This is a genomic window from Pandoraea sp. LA3, from assembly GCF_022696215.1.
Classification (GTDB): domain Bacteria; phylum Pseudomonadota; class Gammaproteobacteria; order Burkholderiales; family Burkholderiaceae; genus Pandoraea; species Pandoraea capi.
Genome location: NZ_PTPY01000022.1, coordinates 20,975 through 39,064, shown reverse-complemented (window position 1 = coordinate 39,064; position 18,090 = coordinate 20,975). Strand labels below are relative to the sequence as shown.

Below are 18,090 nucleotides of genomic sequence, written 5' to 3'. Positions count from 1 at the left end.
CTGCGAAAATACGGCATCACCGATTCTAGCGGAAAGCCCTCATCCGAGCCGGACGCCGCCCCATCCCCATCATGAGACGTTTCACTCCGGCCGAGCCCGCGCCGCCGGCTTCCAACACGCCCAATGCCAGAGCCCCGCGCGGCGACTGGCAAGTCATCAAGTCGCTGATTCCCTACCTGATGGAATTCCGGGGACGTGTCACGCTGGCGCTCTCGTGCCTGATCCTCGCGAAAGTCGCCAACCTCGGCGTGCCGGTCCTCATGAAGCACATCGTCGACGCGCTGAGCCCCGTCGCCTCGCTCTCGGCCACCGCGCGCGCGACGAACGACCCGAGCCTGATCGTGGTCGGCGGTCTCGGGTTGCTGGTCATCGCTTACGGACTGGTGCGCCTGTCGACGTCGCTATTCACGGAACTACGCGAAATCCTGTTCTCGAAGGTGACGGAAAGCGCCGTGCGCCAGATCGCGCTCAAGGTGTTCCGTCACCTGCACGCGCTGTCGCTGCGGTTCCATCTGGAACGTCAGACAGGCGGGATGAGCCGCGACATCGAGCGGGGCACGCGAGGCATCCAGTCGATGATCTCGTACTCGCTCTACAGCATTCTGCCCACGCTCATCGAAGTGGGGCTGGTGCTGGGCTTTTTCGTGGTGCGTTACGACGCCTTCTACGCCATCGTCACGCTCGTGGCGCTGGCGTTCTACATCGTCTTCACCGTGAAGGTGACGGAGTGGCGCACGCATTTCCGTCGCACGATGAACGAGCTCGATTCGAAGGCCAACGCGCGCGCCATCGATTCGCTCATCAACTACGAGACGGTGAAGTACTTCGGCAACGAGGCGTTCGAGACGCAGCGTTACGACGAAAACCTCAAGCGTTATCGTGCTGCCGCGATTCGTTCGCAGAATTCCCTCTCGGTGTTGAACTTCGGCCAGCAGGTCATCATCGCCAGCGGTCTGGTCCTGATTCTCTGGCACGCTACGCAGGGCGTGATGAGCGGTCGTATGACGCTCGGCGATCTGGTGCTCGTCAACACGTTCATGTTGCAGTTGTACATTCCGCTGAACTTCCTCGGCGTGATCTATCGCGAGCTCAAGCAGGCGATGACGGACATGGATCGCATGTTCACGCTGCTCGACGTCAATCGTGAAGTGGCCGATCCGCCCGGCGCGCAGCCGCTGGTGTGCAATGGCGGGACGGTGCGCTTCGCGCATGTGAACTTCGGTTACGAGCCGTCGCGCCAGATTCTGCACGACGTCGATTTCACCATTGCCGCCGGCACGACCACGGCCGTGGTGGGCCATAGCGGCTCGGGGAAATCGACGCTCTCGCGCTTGCTGTTCCGCTTCTACGACGTGGGTTTCCCCGGCCTGGACGGCGGGCGCATCAGCATCGATGGACAGGACATTCGCGACGTCACGCAGGATTCGCTGCGCGCGGCCATCGGCATCGTCCCGCAGGACACGGTGCTGTTCAACGACACGATTTACTACAACATCGCGTATGGCGATCCGTCGGCGTCGCGCGAGCAGGTGATCGCGGCTGCGCGTGCCGCGCACATTCACGACTTCATCGAGAGTTTGCCGGCCGGGTATGAGTCGATGGTCGGCGAGCGCGGGCTCAAGCTGTCCGGCGGCGAGAAGCAACGTGTGGCGATCGCGCGCACCATCCTGAAGAATCCGCATATTCTGATTTTCGACGAGGCGACGTCGGCGCTCGATTCGCGCTCGGAACAGGCGATTCAGACGGAGCTGCGCAACATCGCTCGCGAGCGTACGACGCTCGTCATCGCACACCGCCTCTCGACGGTGGTCCACGCGGCGCAGATCATCGTGCTCGACAAGGGGCGTATCGTCGAGCGGGGTACGCACGATCAGTTGCTGCGCGCCGAGGGCCTCTACGCACAGATGTGGGCGCTGCAACAGCAACGACGCGGCGGGGAAGGGGATGCCGAGGCGTCGCATTTCGCTACGGTGGTGTCCTGAGCGGCGCAGCGCAAGGCGATGGTAAGCGGGTGGCGCGCGCCGCACGCGGGGGCGGGGGGATGCCCGGGCGGGTCACGGGCCTGTCGCCTCGCGCCGCGATTGAGTAGACTAGCGCGCTGACATCGCCCATCGCCTGCGCGGGAGCACCGCATGGAAATCAAATGGCTTGAAGACTTCGTGTCGCTCGCCAAGACGAACAGTTTCAGCCGCTCGGCCGAATTGCGTCACGTGACGCAGCCGGCGTTTTCGCGACGCATTCAGTCGCTCGAAGCGTGGCTCGGCAGCGAGCTGATCGACCGTTCCAGCTATCCCACACGTCTGACGCCGGCGGGCGAGGTGTTCTACGAGCAGGCGCTCACGCTGCTCGCGCAGGCGCAGGAGGCACGCGCGCTGCTGCGTGAGCAACGCTCCGCCGATCACTCGGTGATCGATTTCGCGGTACCGCATACGCTGTCGATGACGTTTTTCCCGCGCTGGCTCAAGTTGCTGGAGAAGCGTCTGGGACTGCTGCGCTCTCGCCTGCGCGCGCTCAACGTGCACGACGCGGCCATGTCGCTGACCGACGGCGGCTGCGATCTGCTGATGTGCTACTACCATCCGAGCCAGCCGCTCCAACTCGACTCGGCGCGCTATGAAATGATCGTGCTCGGCAGCGAGCGCTTCAGTCCCTACAGCGCGCCTTCGTCGCAAAAGCGGGCGCGTTTCAGACTGCCGGGCACGGCCGAGGCCCCGGTGCCTTATCTGGCCTATACGTCGAATGCCTATCTCGGGCGCATGGCGGATCTGCTCGTCGGCGATCCGTCGACCCGGCCGCATCTGGACAAGGTCTACGAAACGGATATGGCCGAAGCGCTCAAGGCAATGGTGCTGGCCGGACACGGCGTGGCATTCCTGCCGGAAAGTGCCGTTGTGGATTCGGTCGCGCGTGGCGAACTGATCGATCTGGCGCAGCCCGGAAAGGCGTCGGCGCCGTGGCACCTGGACATGGAAATTCGTCTGTACCGCGACCGGCTCGCCTACACGGACGCAAGCAACCGGCGCGAGCGCACCAAACGCGATGTCGTCGAAGCGTTCTGGCAGGCCGTTCGGGATCAGGTGAGGGGCTGACGGCGATGTGGGCGTTCACCGGCGATCGCGGCGCAATGCCTGACGTAGCAGCGAAAAGCCGGGTCGCTCACAACTATGCAGGAATTGCATAGTTGCATGTTTATTCGGCATTGGATTGTTCTTTGCGGTTCTTTGTAAAGTGCCAGCCATTCGTGTCGCTGGCGCGGTGTGTGCCGGCGGTGCAGATTGAAGCCGGAGAATCCAACGATGTCTCAAACGTCACACGCCTTGCCTTCCTACCTCGACGCCGAACACCTCGGTCCGTGGGGTAACTATCTCCAACAGGTCGACCGGGTCACCCCCTACCTCGGTTCGCTCTCGCGCTGGGTCGAAACCCTCAAGCGCCCGAAGCGTATCCTCGTCGTCGACTGCCCGATCGAACTCGACAACGGCACCATCGCCCACTTCGAGGGCTATCGTGTCCAGCACAACACGTCGCGCGGCCCCGGTAAGGGCGGCGTGCGTTTCCACCAGGACGTCACGCTCTCGGAAGTGATGGCCCTGTCAGCCTGGATGTCGGTCAAGAACGCTGCGGTGAACGTGCCTTACGGCGGCGCCAAGGGCGGTATCCGTGTCGACCCGCGCAAGCTCTCGCGCGGCGAGCTGGAGCGTCTGACGCGTCGTTACACCAGCGAAATCAACATCATCATCGGGCCGACGAAGGACATTCCGGCACCGGACGTCAACACCAATGAGCAGATCATGGCGTGGATGATGGACACCTACTCGATGAACGAGGGTTCCACCGCCACCGGCGTCGTGACCGGCAAGCCGATCTCGCTGGGCGGCTCGCTGGGCCGTCGCGAAGCGACCGGCCGCGGCGTGTTCGTGGTGAGCTGCGAAGCGGCCCGCCGTCTGGGCATGGATGTGCGCGGTGCGCGCGTGATCGTGCAGGGCTTCGGCAACGTGGGCGGTATCGCTGCCCGTCTGTTCCACGAAGCCGGCGCGCATGTCATCGGCGTGCAAGACCACACTGGCACCATTTACAAGTCTGACGGCCTCGACGTGCCGAACCTGCTCAAGCACGTGGCCGAGACCGGCGGCGTGGGCGGTTTCCCGGCAGCCGAAGTCCTCAAGGACGAAGAATTCTGGTCGCTCGACTGCGAATTCCTGATTCCGGCCGCTCTGGAAAACCAGATCACCGAAAAGAATGCCGACCAGATCCGCGCCAAGGTCGTGGTCGAGGGCGCCAATGGCCCGACGACGACCGCTGCGGACGACATTCTGCGTAGCAAGAACATTCTCGTCGTGCCGGACGTCGTGGCCAATGCGGGCGGCGTGACGGTCTCGTACTTCGAATGGGTGCAGGATTTCTCGAGCTTCTTCTGGACCGAGGAAGAGATCAATCATCGTCTGGAACGCATCATGCGCGAAGCGTTCGATGGCGTGTGGCACGTGGCGCAGGAACATCAGGTTTCCCTGCGTACAGCCGCATTCATCGTGGCGTGTAGCCGTATTCTGCAAGCCCGTGAAATGCGCGGCCTGTACCCCTGATCGGGGGCTGCCGGGCATCTAGGTAGTATTACGCATTAATGCGTAAAACAGAATGTTCGGAGCGAGTTACGTTAAAAAAGACGTGCGTTCCGAACATTCGAGAATAAAAAAATGGGCAAATGCAGTGCTAAAATGCATTCGTTTTGTGCCAAGGAGACCAAGGAATGACCCTCTCGAAAATTGCGTTGGCGATGTGCTGTGTTGGCTTGATGGCAGGTGCTGCCCAGGCTCAGGAAGCAGGTACCCTCAAGAAGATCAAGGACAGCGGCGTCATTACGCTGGGGAATCGCGAATCGTCGATCCCGTTCTCGTTCTATGACAACAACCACAATGTCGTCGGTTATGCCAACGATGTCGCGCAAGCGATCGTTGCTGAAGTCAAGAAGGAACTGAAGCTCACGAAGCTGGACGTCAAGCAGATCCCGATCACGTCGCAGAACCGCATTCCGCTGGTTCAGAACGGCACGATCGATATCGAGTGCGGTTCGACCACGAACAACGCCGATCGTCAGAAGCAGGCTGCGTTCTCGAACACGTTCTTCATCATCGGCACGCGTCTGCTGACGAAGAACAGCTCGGGCGTGAAGGACTTCGCTGACCTGAAGGGCAAGAACGTCGTGACCACGGCGGGTACGACTTCCGAGCAACTGCTGCGCAAGATGAATCAGGCCGAGAACCTGGGCATGAACATCACCAGCGCCAAGGACCATGGTGAAGCGGCGATCACGCTGCACTCGGGCCGTGCCGTTGCCTTCATGATGGACGACGCCCTGCTCGCCGGTGAGCGCGCCAAGTTCAAGGACGCCAAGGACTACAGCATCGTCGGCAAGGCCCAATCGTACGAAGCCTACGGCTGCATGATGCGCAAGGACGATCCGGCCTTCAAGAAGGTGGTCGACAAGGCCGTCGCCGATTACCAGAAGTCGGGCCAGGCACAGAAGGATTACGCCAAGTGGTTCCAACAGCCGATTCCGGCGCTGGGCGGCGTGAACATGGACTTCCCGCCGTCGGCTGAAATGGCCGCACTGTGGAAGTCGCCGAACGACAGCGCAGACGTGCAAGGCGCCAAGTAAGCCGACAGGCTTCACGAATCGCCAAGCTAAGTCAGCAGGTAATGCCGAAGCGGAAGGAGTCGATCCTTCCGCTTCTTTTTAAGTAAGGCAAGTAGAAGAGGGGAGATCATGGCTCTCGGTCTCGATTTCAGTTTTTTCTTCCAGCCGGTATCGACGGGCGAGGACACCACTTACTTCGGGTGGCTGCTCTCGGGGCTCAAGCTCACGCTTGAAGTCGGCATCGGTGGCTGGATTATTGCGCTCGTCGTCGGCTCCGTGCTCGGCGTGATGCGCACCGTTCCGAACAAATGGATTTCCGGATTTGCGGCGGCCTACGTCGAATTGTTCCGGAACATCCCGCTGCTGGTGCAGCTGTTCTTCTGGTATTACGTGGCCCCCGACTTCCTGCCGGAAGCGGTTCGCCAGTGGCTGTTCTCGCTCAACCCCGCAAGCGTTTCGTTGCTCACCGGTGTGATCGGCCTGGGTCTGTTCACGGCGGCCCGTGTGTGCGAGCAGGTGCGCTCCGGTATCAATTCGCTGCCCAAGGGGCAGAAGAATGCCGGTCTGGCGATGGGCCTCACGCTCCCGCAGACCTATCGTTTCGTGTTGCTGCCGGTGGCGTTCCGCGTCGTGATCCCGCCGATCACGTCGGAATTCGTCAACATCTTCAAGAACTCGGCCGTGATCTCGACCGTGAACTTGCTGGAACTGACGGGCCAGGGCAAACAGCTCATCGATTACACGGCACATAGCTACGAGTCGTTCATTGCTGTGACGATCGCGTACATGATCATCAATATCGCGGTGCTGGTGCTCATGCGCTTCATCGAAGCCAAGACCCGCCTGCCGGGCTACATCGGGGGCAAATAATGCTTGAGATCTTCGCATGGGGCGGCGCTATCGACGCAATGCCGCTGCTCGTCAAGGGCATGGTCACCACGTTGCAGATCACGGCGCTGGCCGTGGTCGTCGGTATCGTGTGGGGCACGTTGCTCGCGATGATGCGTCTGTCGGGCGTGGCGCCGCTGAAGTGGTTCGCGGATCTGTACGTGAACGTGTTCCGTTCGATCCCGCTGCTGATGGTGCTGCTGTGGTTCTTCCTGATCGTGCCGCAAGTGCTGCGCTCGCTGCTGGACGTGCCGCCGACGTGGGATATCCGGATGGTCTCGGCGCTCGTGGCTTTCTCGCTGTTCGAAGCGGCGTATTATTCGGAAATCATCCGCGCCGGTATCCAGAGCGTGTCGCGTGGCCAGATGTCCGCCGCATTCGCGCTGGGCATGTCGTACTGGCAGGCGATGGGCCTCGTCGTGCTGCCGCAGGCGTTCCGCAACATGGTGCCGTTGCTGCTGACGCAGGGCATCATTCTGTTCCAGGATACCTCGCTCGTGTACGCGATCGCCTTGTCCGATTTCTTCGGCATGGCGTACTCGGTCGGTCAGCGTGACGGCACGCTGCCTGCCATGATTGTGTTTGCCGGAGCGGTCTACTTCGTGATCTGCTTCACGGTTTCGATGTTGGTTAAACGTCTTCAAAAGAGGTTGGCGAAATGATTACCCTGAAAAACGTCTCCAAGTGGTACGGCCAGTTCCAGGTGCTCACGGACTGCTCCACTGAAGTCAAGAAGGGTGAAGTCGTGGTGGTGTGCGGGCCGTCGGGCTCGGGCAAATCCACGCTCATCAAGACCGTGAACGGTCTGGAGCCGATCCAGCAAGGCGAGATCATCGTCGATGGCACCTCGGTCGCCGATCCGAAGACGAACCTGGCCAAGCTGCGCTCGCGCGTGGGCATGGTGTTCCAGCACTTCGAACTCTTCCCGCACCTGTCGATTACCGAAAACCTGACGCTCGCGCAGGTCAAGGTGCTCGGTCGCAGCAAGGACGCGGCGCGCGACAAGGGCCTCAAGCTGCTCGAGCGCGTGGGTCTGAAGGCGCATGCGCACAAGTTCCCGGGGCAGCTCTCGGGCGGTCAGCAGCAGCGTGTGGCTATCGCCCGTGCCCTGTGCATGGACCCGATCGCCATGTTGTTCGACGAGCCGACCTCGGCACTCGACCCGGAAATGATCAACGAAGTGCTCGACGTGATGGTCGAACTGGCCCAGGAAGGCATGACCATGATGGTGGTCACGCACGAAATGGGCTTCGCCAAGAAGGTCGCGAACCGCGTGATCTTCATGGATCAGGGCATCATCGTCGAAGACGACCAGAAGGACGAGTTCTTCGCGAACCCGAAGTCGGATCGCGCCAAGGACTTCCTGGCCAAGATCCTGCACTGATCGTTTTCAGCGCCGGAACGAAAAAAGCGTGCCTTCGGGCACGCTTTTTTTATGGGCGCCGCCAGAGCTACAGCGTTACTGGCAGGCGGTGTTCTGGGCGTTGCGCAGCCGCACGGCTTCCGGAATCGGCACCACGGCACGCAGCGTCGGCGCGCCTTTCTCGAAGAGGATCAGTTCGCCCGGCTCGAACGTCGTCCAGACCTCGTTGTCGGTCAGCGGCGCGGTGGCGATCACGGCGACGCGGTCGGCCGGGGTCGTGAACTTCGCGAAATCGATTTCCCAGTCGGCGTCGATCAGGTGCGCTTTGGTGAACGGCCACTGGCGCGCGATGAAGTGCAGACGGGTCGAGCAATGCGCGATGAGCGCCTGACCGTTCGAGAGCACGAAGTTGAACACGCCGTGACGCGTGATCGTGCGCGTAATGTCTTCGACAGCGTGAAAGAGTTCGTCCAGCGGCGGTTGCGAGCCGGGGAAGCGTTTGCGCAGGCCCTGCATGATGTCGCAAAAGGCACGTTCGCTGTCCGTCGTGCCGACCGGCTGGTAGACGCCCGAGAGAAACGGGTCGTAGTCGTGCAGATCGCCGTTGTGGGCGAAGATCCAGTGACGCCCCCACAGTTCGCGTTGGAACGGGTGGCAGTTCTCCAGCTCAACGATGCCTTGCGTCGCTTTGCGGATGTGCGCGATGACGTTTTTGGACTTGATCGGGTACTTTTTCACCAATTCGGCGATCGGCGAGTTCGCCGCGGCCTGATGGTCGATGAAAAGACGGCAGGCCTTGTCCTCGAAAAACGCGATACCCCAGCCGTCGGCATGGTGATCCGTGCCGCCCCCACGCGCCGCAAAACCGGTAAATGAGAACGTGATGTCGGTCGGTTCCGCGCAATTCATTGCGAGCAGCTGGCACATGGGACGGGCGAATCGAAGATTGGCTGCGCACGTCGTGTCTGAGCGCCGCAACCGTTACAATATGGGGTTACAGAAGCATAGCACCCGCCTCTGTGCACGTACATTCCCGCCCAGGCAGTCCGTCGCGTCGACGCGTCACTACTTCGCACTTCGCCGCCACGCTCGCATGGGCTAGTCGTCCCTCCCGCCCCCGGAAAACGCCCATGACCACCGAACTGACTATCACCCGTCCCGATGACTGGCACTTGCACGTGCGCGATGGCGCCGTGCTCAAGAGCGTGCTGCCCGACAGCGCCCGCCAGTTCGGCCGCGCGATCATCATGCCGAACCTGAAGCCGCCGGTCACCACGACCGAACATGCGGCGGCGTACCGCGAGCGCATTCTCGCGGCACGCCCGGCCGGCAACACGTTCGAGCCGCTCATGACGTTGTACCTCACCGACAATACGCCTGCCGAGGAGATTCGCCGCGCGAAGGCATCGGGCTTCGTGCATGCCGTGAAGCTCTATCCGGCCGGTGCGACGACGAACTCCGACGCCGGCGTGACCGACCTGGCCAAGTGCCGTGGCGCGCTCGAAGCGTTGCAGGAAGCCGGTATGCCGCTGCTGGTGCACGGTGAAGTGACGAGCGCCGACATCGACATCTTCGATCGTGAAAAGGTCTTCATCGACCGCGTGATGTCGCCGCTGCGCCGCGATTTCCCGGGGCTGAAGGTCGTGTTCGAGCACATCACGACGAAGGACGCCGCCGAGTACGTCGCCGAAGCCGAAGGGCCCATCGCCGCCACGATTACCCCGCATCACCTGCTGTACAACCGTAACGCGATCTTCACCGGCGGTATCCGTCCGCATTACTACTGCCTGCCGGTCCTCAAGCGCGAGACGCACCGCGAAGCCCTTGTGAAGGCTGCAACTTCGGGCAGCCCGCGCTTCTTCCTCGGCACCGACAGCGCGCCGCACGCGCGTGGTGTGAAAGAAGCGGCTTGCGGTTGCGCTGGCTGCTACACGGCACTGCACGCCGTGGAACTGTACGCCGAGGCGTTCGACAAGGCCGGCGCGCTCGACAAGTTCGAAGCGTTCGCCAGCTTCTATGGCCCGGACTTCTACGAACTGCCGCGCAATACCGACAAGGTCACGTTGGTGCGGGAAGACTGGGAACTGCCCGCCGAACTGCCGATGGGCGACGAAACCGTTGTGCCGCTGCGCGCCGGTGAGGTCATCGGCTGGAAGCTCAAGGGCTAAGGCGCCATCCGGCGTACGGGGGGGGCGGATGGCGGTCCCCCGGCATGGGGCGCTGGTCGGATCGGGCGTGTGCCGATAGCGTCCTCGATGGGACTGACGGCTGGCCTTGCCCAAATCGCCGGAATCGCCGGAATCGTCAGACTCCGCGCTGAATGATCGTCAGATGATGCATTTGAAGCCGCAATCGACCGGGACGTCGGCACCCGATGGGGCACCGGCGCTACCGGAAATCGACTGGCGGGCGCCGTGGTTCGAAGCGGTAGCGGCGCGCGCACAGGACGCGCTGACTGGCGACGATTGGCGTCATGCGCTTTCAATGCAGGCCAGCGAGGCTGGACTGGTCAGCGGGCAAGGGCAGGCGCTGCGCTTCGTCACGCAGGAGGATTTGCCCGCACAGACGGCCTACGAAGCGTTCATTGCGCAGACAGGCGGGGTGCCGACACGCCGCAACCTCCACGACTTCTTCAATGCGTTGATCTGGCTGACGTATCCGCGCGGCAAGGCGGCGCTCAATGCGCGTCAGGCGGCGGCGATTGCCGTCGACGGCGTACAGGCCAGCCGCGGGGCGACGCGTGACGCGGCGACCCTGTTCGACGAGAACGCCGTGCTCTTTGCGTGCAGCGATCCGTCGCTCGGGGCGGCGCTGCGAGCATTCGACTGGTACACGCTGTTCGTGACGCGTCGCGCCGAATGGGGTCGGGCGTGCGAGGTGCAGCCGTTCGGGCACGCCTTGCTGGAAAAGCTGGTTGCACCCTACAAGTCGGTCACGTCGCATGCGTGGATCGTTGAGGTTCCGGCGGACTACTTTGGCGGGTCGCCGATGGCGCGTCGCGCCTGGCTGGACGCCCGGATCGCCCCGACGCTGGCGAGCGCGCCTCTCACGACACGCGACTTCGCGCCGTTGCCCGTACTGGGCATTCCGGGCTGGTGGCCGCAGAACGAGGATCCGTCCTTCTATCGGGATGTGTCGGTCTTCCGGACTGGGCGACGGGAAAGGCGCTGAGCTGCTGAGCGGATGGCCCGTCAGGGATATCGGGTCGGACCATTTTCTTCTGCACAGACTCGTTTCACTGAGTCCATGATGGAGGGACCGGAATGTCCCGGCGTCGATAGGAAGGCCCGTGATACACTTCGGCCCGCAGAGTCGGCCAGACAATCGCCGCCTTCTTTCGAGGAGGGGGAGGAAAGTCCGGACTCCATAGGGCAGGGTGATGGCTAACGGCCATCCGTCGCGAGACGCGGAACAGGGCAACAGAGAACAGACCGCCGATGGCCTCGGGCGCAAGCCAGGGGATCAGGTAAGGGTGAAACGGTGCGGTAAGAGCGCACCGCGGCGTGCGGCAACGCACACGGCACGGTAACCTCCACCCGGAGCAATTCCAAATAGGCAGGTGAGCGGCATGCGCCTCGTGCGTGTGTCGGCAACGGGGCCCCCGGGAGCCTGCGGGTAGGAAGCTTGAGCGGCGTAGTGATGCGTCGCCTAGAGGAATGATTGTCAGGCGCGGCGCGAGTCGCGTTCACAGAATCCGGCTTATCGGCCGGCTCTGCATCCCAACAAATGCAAAAGGCTCCGCAAGGGAGCCTTTTGCGCTTCTGACGTCGCCCGACGAGGGGCGGCCGTTCAGCCTTCGACGATTTCCACGCTGTGCGTGAGCTCCGCTGTCTTGGCGAGCATGATCGACGCCGAGCAGTACTTGTCGTGCGACAGGTTCACGGCGCGCTCCACGGCGCTCGGGTTCAGGTTGCGTCCCGTCACGGTGAAGTGGAAGTGAATCTTCGTGAAGACCTTCGGGTCTTCGCTGGCGCGCTCGGCTTTGAGCGTGACGCTGCAATCCTTGACGTCGGCACGGCTCTTCTTGAGGATCATCACCACGTCGTACGCGGTGCACCCGCCGGTGCCGACTAGCAGCATCTCCATCGGACGCGGCGCCAGATTGTTACCGCCGCCTTCCGGTGCACCATCCATCGCGACAATGTGTCCACTACCCGTCTGGGCGATGAAGGACATGCCGCCCGGGCCCATCCAGCTAACCTTGCATTCCATGATTTGAAACCCCGATATCCCATTCAAGCAAAAATTGTAGCGGCTTCCGCGAACCTGCGTACGATGCCGCCGCGAACCTGGATTACCGCTATTTGCGCATCAGGTTGCTGCATCGCAATATTGGCGCTTTTTTGATCGGGTTTTGAGGGGGATAAACCCTAAATTTAGGGTTTAGGCTCTAGTGGTGACGCTTGGTCGCGATTTTTTGTTTGAATAAGTATTTGATTTTTATGTGATTTTCAGTGATTTGCCCATTTTTCCGGCATTTCATATTGTGGTGTTGCATTTCGCACTATAAATTTTCTTGCATCGCAACAATCCGTTTGCTACACTGCAGTCATTGGTTGTTGTGCTTCACAGCAACGCTGCAAGTGTCTCCTCCACCCTCCTCCTTTGGTGGATTTAACCCGGACCCATTGAGGTTCGGGTTTTTTTTTGTGCCGCCGGAAACGCCGTTTACCGGAAGGGTGATTTTTCTGTATAATCAACGGCTTTTCCGGAAATACCCCACGGAAAAAGCATCAGGGAGAGCCTGCAAGCACAGGACTGCGCCATGTGACCCCGAGTCACCAGGACGCGGCCGGCAGACAAGCAGGAAGTTGGTGTTAATGGGGCAAACGCATTTTATTTGGATCGATCATGAAGACGTTTTCCGCTAAGCCGGCAGAGGTGACGCGCGAATGGTTTGTGATTGACGCGACGGACAAAGTCCTCGGCCGTGTCGCCAGCGAAGTGGCACGCCGTCTGCGCGGCAAGCACAAGCCTGAATTCACGCCGCACGTTGATACTGGTGACTACATCATCATCGTCAATGCTGCCAAGCTGAAAGTCACGGGCGCAAAGCAAACTGACAAGAAGTACTACCGTCACACGGGTTACCCGGGCGGTATCTACGAAACCACGTTCGGCAAGATGCAAGAGCGTTTCCCGGGCCGTGCGCTCGAGAAGGCGGTCAAGGGCATGCTGCCGAAGGGTCCGCTGGGCTATGCGATGATCAAGAAGCTGAAGGTTTACGCCGACGGCAATCATCCGCACGAAGCGCAGCAACCGAAGTCGCTCGAGATCTAAGGGCCACGCCATGTACAAAAACGATTGGAACTACGGCACCGGCCGTCGCAAGAGCGCTGTTGCTCGTGTGTTCATCAAGGCTGGCAAGGGCGACATCATCGTCAATGGCAAGCCGATCAAAGAGTACTTTGCTCGCGAAACGTCGCTGATGATCGTTCGTCAGCCGCTCGAGCTGACCAACCACGCTGAAACGTTCGACATCAAGGTCAACGTGTCGGGCGGCGGTGAAACGGGTCAAGCCGGTGCGGTTCGCCACGGCATCACCCGCGCACTGATCGACTACGATGCGACGCTCAAGCCGTCGCTGTCGAACGCAGGCTTCGTTACGCGCGATGCCCGTGAAGTCGAACGTAAGAAGGTTGGCTTCCACAAAGCCCGCCGCCGTAAGCAATTCTCGAAGCGTTAATCGCCCGAGTGCTTGTGGGCATCCACTTCGGTGGATGCAAGGAAAGGCCGCCTCGTGCGGCCTTTTTGCATTTTTGGGGCGAACGGCGAGACGTCGGCCGTGCATCGCGCGTGCTGCGTCACCGTCCCACAAGTGTCGTGGAAGCTTGATAGAATCGCGGTTCCGATTGAAAGGGGTAGGACATGGTCAAGGTAGGTATCGTAGGCGGCACCGGCTATACCGGTGTGGAGCTGCTCCGTTTGCTGGCGCAGCACCCGGAAGTGAAGTTGACGGCAATTACCTCGCGCAAGGAAGCGGGTACGCCGGTCGCCGATATGTATCCGAACCTGCGAGGCCGTGTCGACCTGGCGTTCTGCACGCCCGACGATGCCCGTCTCACCGATTGCGACGTGGTGTTCTTCGCCACGCCGCACGGTGTGGCGATGGCGCAGGCCCGCGAGCTGCTGGCCGCCGGCGTGCGCGTGATCGACCTCGCAGCCGATTTCCGCCTGAAGGACATCGCCACGTTCGAGAAGTGGTACGGCATGCCCCACGCCTGTCCGGACATTCTGGAAGAAGCGGTCTACGGCCTGCCCGAAATCAACCGCGACAAGATCAAGAGCGCACGCGTGATCGGTCTGCCGGGTTGCTATCCGACGTCTGTGCAACTGGGCTACGCGCCGCTGTTTGCCGGCGGTCGCAAGCTGGTCGATCCGAAGCACCTGATCGCCGACGCCAAGTCGGGCGCGAGCGGTGCCGGTCGCAAGGGCGAGACGTCGCTGATCCTCGCGGAGACGGCCGACAACTTCAAGGCGTATGGCGTGAAGGGCCATCGCCACCATCCGGAAATCAAGCAGGGCCTCGAAGCCATCGCCGGTTACGACGTGGGCCTGACGTTCGTGCCGCACCTGCTGCCGACAATTCGCGGCATTCATTCGACGCTGTACGCGACGATTCTGCCCGAAGCGCGCGATACGGATTTCCAGGCGCTGTTCGAGACGTACTACGCGGGCGAACCGTTCGTGGACGTGCTCCCGGCGGGCTCGATGCCGGAAACGCGCTGGGTGCGCGCATCGAATTACGTGCGCATGGCCGTGCATCGTCCGAACAATGAAGACACGCTGGTGATCCTCGTGGTCGAGGATAACCTGGTCAAGGGCGCGTCCGGCCAGGGCGTGCAATGTATGAACCTGATGTTCGGCCTGCCGGAGAACATGGGTCTGACCCATATTCCCGTACTGCCGTAACGGTATTTATCGTCACTAAGCCCTTGATTTTCCGGCCATCGGCACGAATTTAGGAATAGGGCTAGAATGACACCAAACCGATTTATGGAGATTTGCGATGAGCGCACTGCTTGAGGACGCCGTCACGGAAATGCCCGCATTCCTGGTCTTTACCGACAGCGCTGCGGACAAGGTCAAGCAATTGATCGACGAAGAAGGCAACCCCGACCTGAAACTGCGCGTTTTCGTGCAGGGTGGCGGCTGCTCGGGCTTCCAGTATGGTTTCACCTTCGATGAAGACGTCAACGAAGACGATACCGTGCTCGACAAGAACGGCGTGTCGCTGTTGATCGACTCGATGAGCTATCAATACCTCGTCGGTGCTGAGATCGACTACAAGGAAGACATCAACGGCGCACAGTTCGTGATCAAGAACCCGAACGCATCCACGACGTGTGGCTGCGGTTCCTCGTTCTCGGTCTGAGCGACGCGACGTCAGTTCGACCGTAGTAAGAGAAAGGACCCGGAAGGGTCCTTTTCTCGTTTACAACACAACGGTGCGTGATCGTTGGCACCCGACGCTGCGCTCAACGCGGATAGATCGCACCGAGAATGCGCGGGCCCTTCGCGCCGGTCACGGACGGCAGGTTGCCCGGCTGGCGCGCCACACAGCGCTCGGCGAGCCATGCGAAGGCGCGCGCCTCGACCTGATGCGGGGGAACGCCGAGCGCTTCCGTCGTGGCCACCGTCACACCCGGCAGGCGTGCCGCGATGGCCTGCATGAGCGTCTGGTTACGCGTGCCGCCGCCGCAGGCATAGAAGCCCTTGCAATCCGGGGCGTAGCGCAGCACGTCGTGCGCGACACACTGTGCCGTGAGCGCCACCAGCGTGGTCTGAACGTCTACCGGCGACACCTTTGGGAAGCTTGCGAGATGCGTATCGAGCCACGCGGCATGAAAGAGGTCGCGGCCGGTGCTTTTCGGGGGTGTCTGACGGAAGTAAGGCTCGCTGAGCAGGGCGCCGAGCAGGGCGTCGTCGACGCGCCCGGTCGCGGCCCACGTGCCGCCGTCGTCATAGGATTGACCGATGTGACGGGCCGCCCAGCCGTCGAGCAGCGCATTGCCGGGGCCGCAATCGAAGCCATAAACCGGCTGTCCCAGCGACGCCGCAGGCAGAATCGTCACATTGCTGATGCCGCCGAGATTACATACGACGCGGGTCTCGCCGTCGCTGGAAAACATAGCCTGATGATAGGCAGGCACGAGCGGCGCGCCTTGTCCGCCGGCCGCTACGTCGCGGCTGCGGATGTCCGCGACGACATCGATGCCGGTCAGCTCTGCGAGCAACGCCGGGGCGTTGAGTTGACGTGTGTAGCCGATGCCGTCGAATTCGCCGGGGCGATGCCGGATCGTCTGCCCATGGGCGCCGATGGCCGTCACGTCGGCCGCCGACAGTCCGGCGGTCTCGAGCAGTTTGTGCACGCACTCTGCATAGATGCGCACCAACGCATTCGCCGCCAGGGCTTCCCGATGCAGTTCGTTCTCGGAAGGCGCTTGCAGCACCATCAGCGTCTCGCGCAATTCGTTCGGGAACGGCAGGTAGGCCTCGGCAAGCACGCGGCCGTCGGCAGCGGCGACGAGTACGCCGTCGACGCCATCAAGACTCGTGCCGGACATCAGGCCGATGAAGTGAGCGGGTGCGGCGGTGGCGGTGGGGCGGGTGTCGGTCATGTGCGCAACGCGATCGAGCTAGGAGCCGGAAGGGGGATTCCCCTGGTAACGCGCACCGCACGGGGAGGCACGTGAATCACGCGCATCCCCGCACAGTGCGGCCTCCAGCATACCTTAATCGCGCTCGGCGACTTGTACCGTGCGCATCAGATCGATGCGCTTGAGCAGGTTTTCGGCGTACATGTCGAACAGCTTCAGGCGATTGCCCGAGAGCGGTGCGACAGCGGCGACATCCGTTGCGAACGGATTGCGCGGCACGCCCTTGAGGCGCAGTTCGTAGTGCAGGTGCGGGCCGGTGGCCCAGCCCGTCTGGCCGACGAAGCCGATGACCTGACCTTGCGTGACACGCGTGCCGGGCTTCATGCCCTGGCCGAAGCCGGAAAGGTGGGCGTAGCGCGTCTCGTAGCTGCCCGCGTGTTCGATTTCGACCAGATTGCCGTAACCGTTCTGCGTGCCGACGAACTTGACCACGCCGTCACCGGCGGCAAAGACGCGCGTGCCGACGGGCGCCGCAAGATCCACGCCTTCGTGCTTTTTCCACTTGTGCTGGAACGGGTGCTCACGTCCGCCGAACGCCGACGAAATTCGTGAGAACTCGACCGGCGTGCGCAGGAAGGCCTGCTTCAGGTTGCGGCCGTCGAAGCCGTAGTACGCGCCGTCTGACGTTCCTTGCGGATCGGCGTACCAGATCGCCTGATGCGTCTTGCCCTGATTGATGAACTCGATGGCGAGCACGCGGCCGGTGCGCACCGTGCGGTCCTGCTGCTTGACCACTTCGTACACGAGACGGAAACGGTCGCCACGGCGCACGTCGCGCTGGAAGTTGATCACGCCGGAGAAGATGTTCACCATCTGCGCGACGACGGCGTCGGGCACGCCCGCATCGTCCATCGCGGTGAAGAAGTTGCCGGCAATCGCCCCGGAGCGCATGGCCCATTCGGTGTCGTTCGCCAACTGCTCCATGCGGGCGTTCAGACGGCCGGCGTCGTTACGCTCGATCACCAGTTGCTGGGCCGCGGCGCTGCCGGTCGAGAGCACGGTGGAGAGCGTAACGAGCTTGCCGTCGTCGTCGGTTTCGGCCTGCACGACCTGCCCTGCGGGCACGCCGATCAGACGCCGGGCGACGGCATTGTCACGAATGAACTTCTCGGCAGCGGGGTCCTGGATCGACAGCCGCGAGAGCATGTCGCCGAGGGTTTCGCCGCGCCGTAGCGCCACTTGATGAATAAAGGTCTGGGATTGCGCGTCGAGCTGCTGGATCTGTTTGGCCAGGTCGGGGAAGGTGAGCGGCAAAGTCACGCTCGCGCCGTTGCGTACCGAATCCGGCACCATCGGTGCCACGCCGAAAGCGGTCACCATTCCCAACGTCAGGGCCGAACCGACCGTCGCCACGATTTGCACCTTTCTGCGACGGTGCTTCGGCTGCGTGGGATCGATCAGGGTCAGCAGTTCACGCGCAAAAAAATCACGGAGTTTTGGCCACATCACGTAAAATTCTGCGCAACTTACGAAAAAAGCCCGGGCGGAGCGACACGCTTCGAGATTGCCTGCCGGAAATTCCGGGGCAACCCGGCGTCGCTTCG

At 62.0% G+C, this 18,090-nt stretch carries 17 protein-coding genes and 1 other RNA gene; 14 read left to right on the top strand and 4 right to left on the bottom strand.

Annotated features, from left to right (window positions below; genetic code table 11):
- The first annotated feature begins 71 nt into the window (after positions 1-71).
- The 7 genes from C5N93_RS04485 to C5N93_RS04455 all read left to right on the top strand — a co-directional run bounded on the left by C5N93_RS04485 (position 72) and on the right by C5N93_RS04455 (position 7,907).
- Entirely contained in the window at positions 72-1,982 is a 1,911-nt protein-coding gene (locus tag C5N93_RS04485) for an ABC transporter ATP-binding protein/permease (protein WP_150722039.1), read from the top strand.
- Between the two features lie 150 nt (positions 1,983-2,132).
- Entirely contained in the window at positions 2,133-3,089 is a 957-nt protein-coding gene (locus tag C5N93_RS04480; RefSeq protein ID WP_242558416.1) for a LysR family transcriptional regulator, read from the top strand.
- A gap of 207 nt (positions 3,090-3,296) precedes the next feature.
- A complete protein-coding gene (locus tag C5N93_RS04475) occupies positions 3,297-4,583 on the top strand; it encodes a Glu/Leu/Phe/Val dehydrogenase (protein WP_069340036.1) in 1,287 nt (428 codons plus the stop codon).
- 164 nt (positions 4,584-4,747) lie between these two features.
- Positions 4,748-5,656, top strand: coding sequence for a glutamate/aspartate ABC transporter substrate-binding protein (locus C5N93_RS04470; protein ID WP_242558415.1), 909 nt, complete (start codon positions 4,748-4,750; stop codon positions 5,654-5,656).
- 108 nt (positions 5,657-5,764) lie between these two features.
- Positions 5,765-6,505: an amino acid ABC transporter permease gene (locus C5N93_RS04465; RefSeq protein WP_069340034.1), complete on the top strand. Its 741-nt coding sequence runs from the start codon at positions 5,765-5,767 to the stop codon at positions 6,503-6,505.
- Positions 6,505-7,185, top strand: a complete 681-nt coding sequence (gene gltK / locus C5N93_RS04460) for a glutamate/aspartate ABC transporter permease GltK (protein ID WP_069340033.1) — start codon at positions 6,505-6,507, stop codon at positions 7,183-7,185. The genes C5N93_RS04465 and gltK overlap by 1 nt, the downstream gene beginning before the upstream one ends.
- Complete coding sequence (locus C5N93_RS04455; RefSeq protein ID WP_069340032.1) at positions 7,182-7,907, top strand: amino acid ABC transporter ATP-binding protein; 726 nt, start codon at positions 7,182-7,184, stop codon at positions 7,905-7,907. Before gltK ends, C5N93_RS04455 begins: the two co-directional genes overlap by 4 nt.
- Positions 7,908-7,982: 75 nt before the next feature.
- Here the strand turns inward: C5N93_RS04455 and C5N93_RS04450 are convergent, their stop codons facing one another.
- A complete protein-coding gene (locus tag C5N93_RS04450) occupies positions 7,983-8,813 on the bottom strand; it encodes a class II glutamine amidotransferase (protein ID WP_069340031.1) in 831 nt (276 codons plus the stop codon).
- A 203-nt stretch (positions 8,814-9,016) separates the two neighbouring features.
- Here C5N93_RS04450 and pyrC point away from each other — a divergent pair, with 203 nt between their 5' ends.
- The 3 genes from pyrC (at position 9,017) to rnpB (ending at position 11,604) form a co-directional block, all read left to right on the top strand.
- Positions 9,017-10,054: a dihydroorotase gene (gene pyrC / locus C5N93_RS04445; protein ID WP_242558414.1), complete on the top strand. Its 1,038-nt coding sequence runs from the start codon at positions 9,017-9,019 to the stop codon at positions 10,052-10,054.
- 163 nt (positions 10,055-10,217) lie between these two features.
- A complete protein-coding gene (locus C5N93_RS04440; RefSeq protein WP_242558413.1) occupies positions 10,218-11,057 on the top strand; it encodes a DUF3025 domain-containing protein in 840 nt (279 codons plus the stop codon).
- 137 nt (positions 11,058-11,194) lie between these two features.
- Positions 11,195-11,604, top strand: an RNA gene (gene rnpB / locus C5N93_RS04435) — RNase P RNA component class A.
- Positions 11,605-11,675: 71 nt separating this feature from the next.
- On the opposite strand, the gene C5N93_RS04430 is transcribed toward rnpB, so the two are convergent.
- Positions 11,676-12,098 (bottom strand): OsmC family protein, encoded by a 423-nt coding sequence (locus C5N93_RS04430; RefSeq protein ID WP_242558412.1) that lies wholly within the window; start codon positions 12,096-12,098, stop codon positions 11,676-11,678.
- Between the two features lie 639 nt (positions 12,099-12,737).
- Here C5N93_RS04430 and rplM point away from each other — a divergent pair.
- The 4 genes from rplM (at position 12,738) to erpA (ending at position 15,261) form a co-directional block, all read left to right on the top strand.
- A complete protein-coding gene (gene rplM, locus C5N93_RS04425) occupies positions 12,738-13,166 on the top strand; it encodes a 50S ribosomal protein L13 (RefSeq protein WP_010805091.1) in 429 nt (142 codons plus the stop codon).
- A gap of 10 nt (positions 13,167-13,176) precedes the next feature.
- The gene (gene rpsI / locus C5N93_RS04420; RefSeq protein ID WP_069340027.1) at positions 13,177-13,572 is read left to right on the top strand and encodes a 30S ribosomal protein S9; all 396 of its coding nucleotides are present in this window, start codon (positions 13,177-13,179) and stop codon (positions 13,570-13,572) included.
- A gap of 182 nt (positions 13,573-13,754) precedes the next feature.
- Complete coding sequence (gene argC / locus C5N93_RS04415; protein WP_150722046.1) at positions 13,755-14,798, top strand: N-acetyl-gamma-glutamyl-phosphate reductase; 1,044 nt, start codon at positions 13,755-13,757, stop codon at positions 14,796-14,798.
- Between the two features lie 97 nt (positions 14,799-14,895).
- A complete protein-coding gene (erpA, locus tag C5N93_RS04410) occupies positions 14,896-15,261 on the top strand; it encodes an iron-sulfur cluster insertion protein ErpA (protein WP_039396169.1) in 366 nt (121 codons plus the stop codon).
- A 103-nt stretch (positions 15,262-15,364) separates the two neighbouring features.
- On the opposite strand, the gene C5N93_RS04405 is transcribed toward erpA, so the two are convergent.
- Together C5N93_RS04405 and C5N93_RS04400 are read right to left on the bottom strand one after the other, a co-directional pair.
- Entirely contained in the window at positions 15,365-16,507 is a 1,143-nt protein-coding gene (locus tag C5N93_RS04405; RefSeq protein WP_242558411.1) for an anhydro-N-acetylmuramic acid kinase, read from the bottom strand.
- A gap of 114 nt (positions 16,508-16,621) precedes the next feature.
- Positions 16,622-17,992 carry a M23 family metallopeptidase gene (locus C5N93_RS04400; protein WP_069340024.1) on the bottom strand — a complete coding sequence of 457 codons (1,371 nt, stop codon included), beginning with the start codon at positions 17,990-17,992 and terminating at the stop codon, positions 16,622-16,624.
- Positions 17,993-18,090 lie beyond the last annotated feature (98 nt).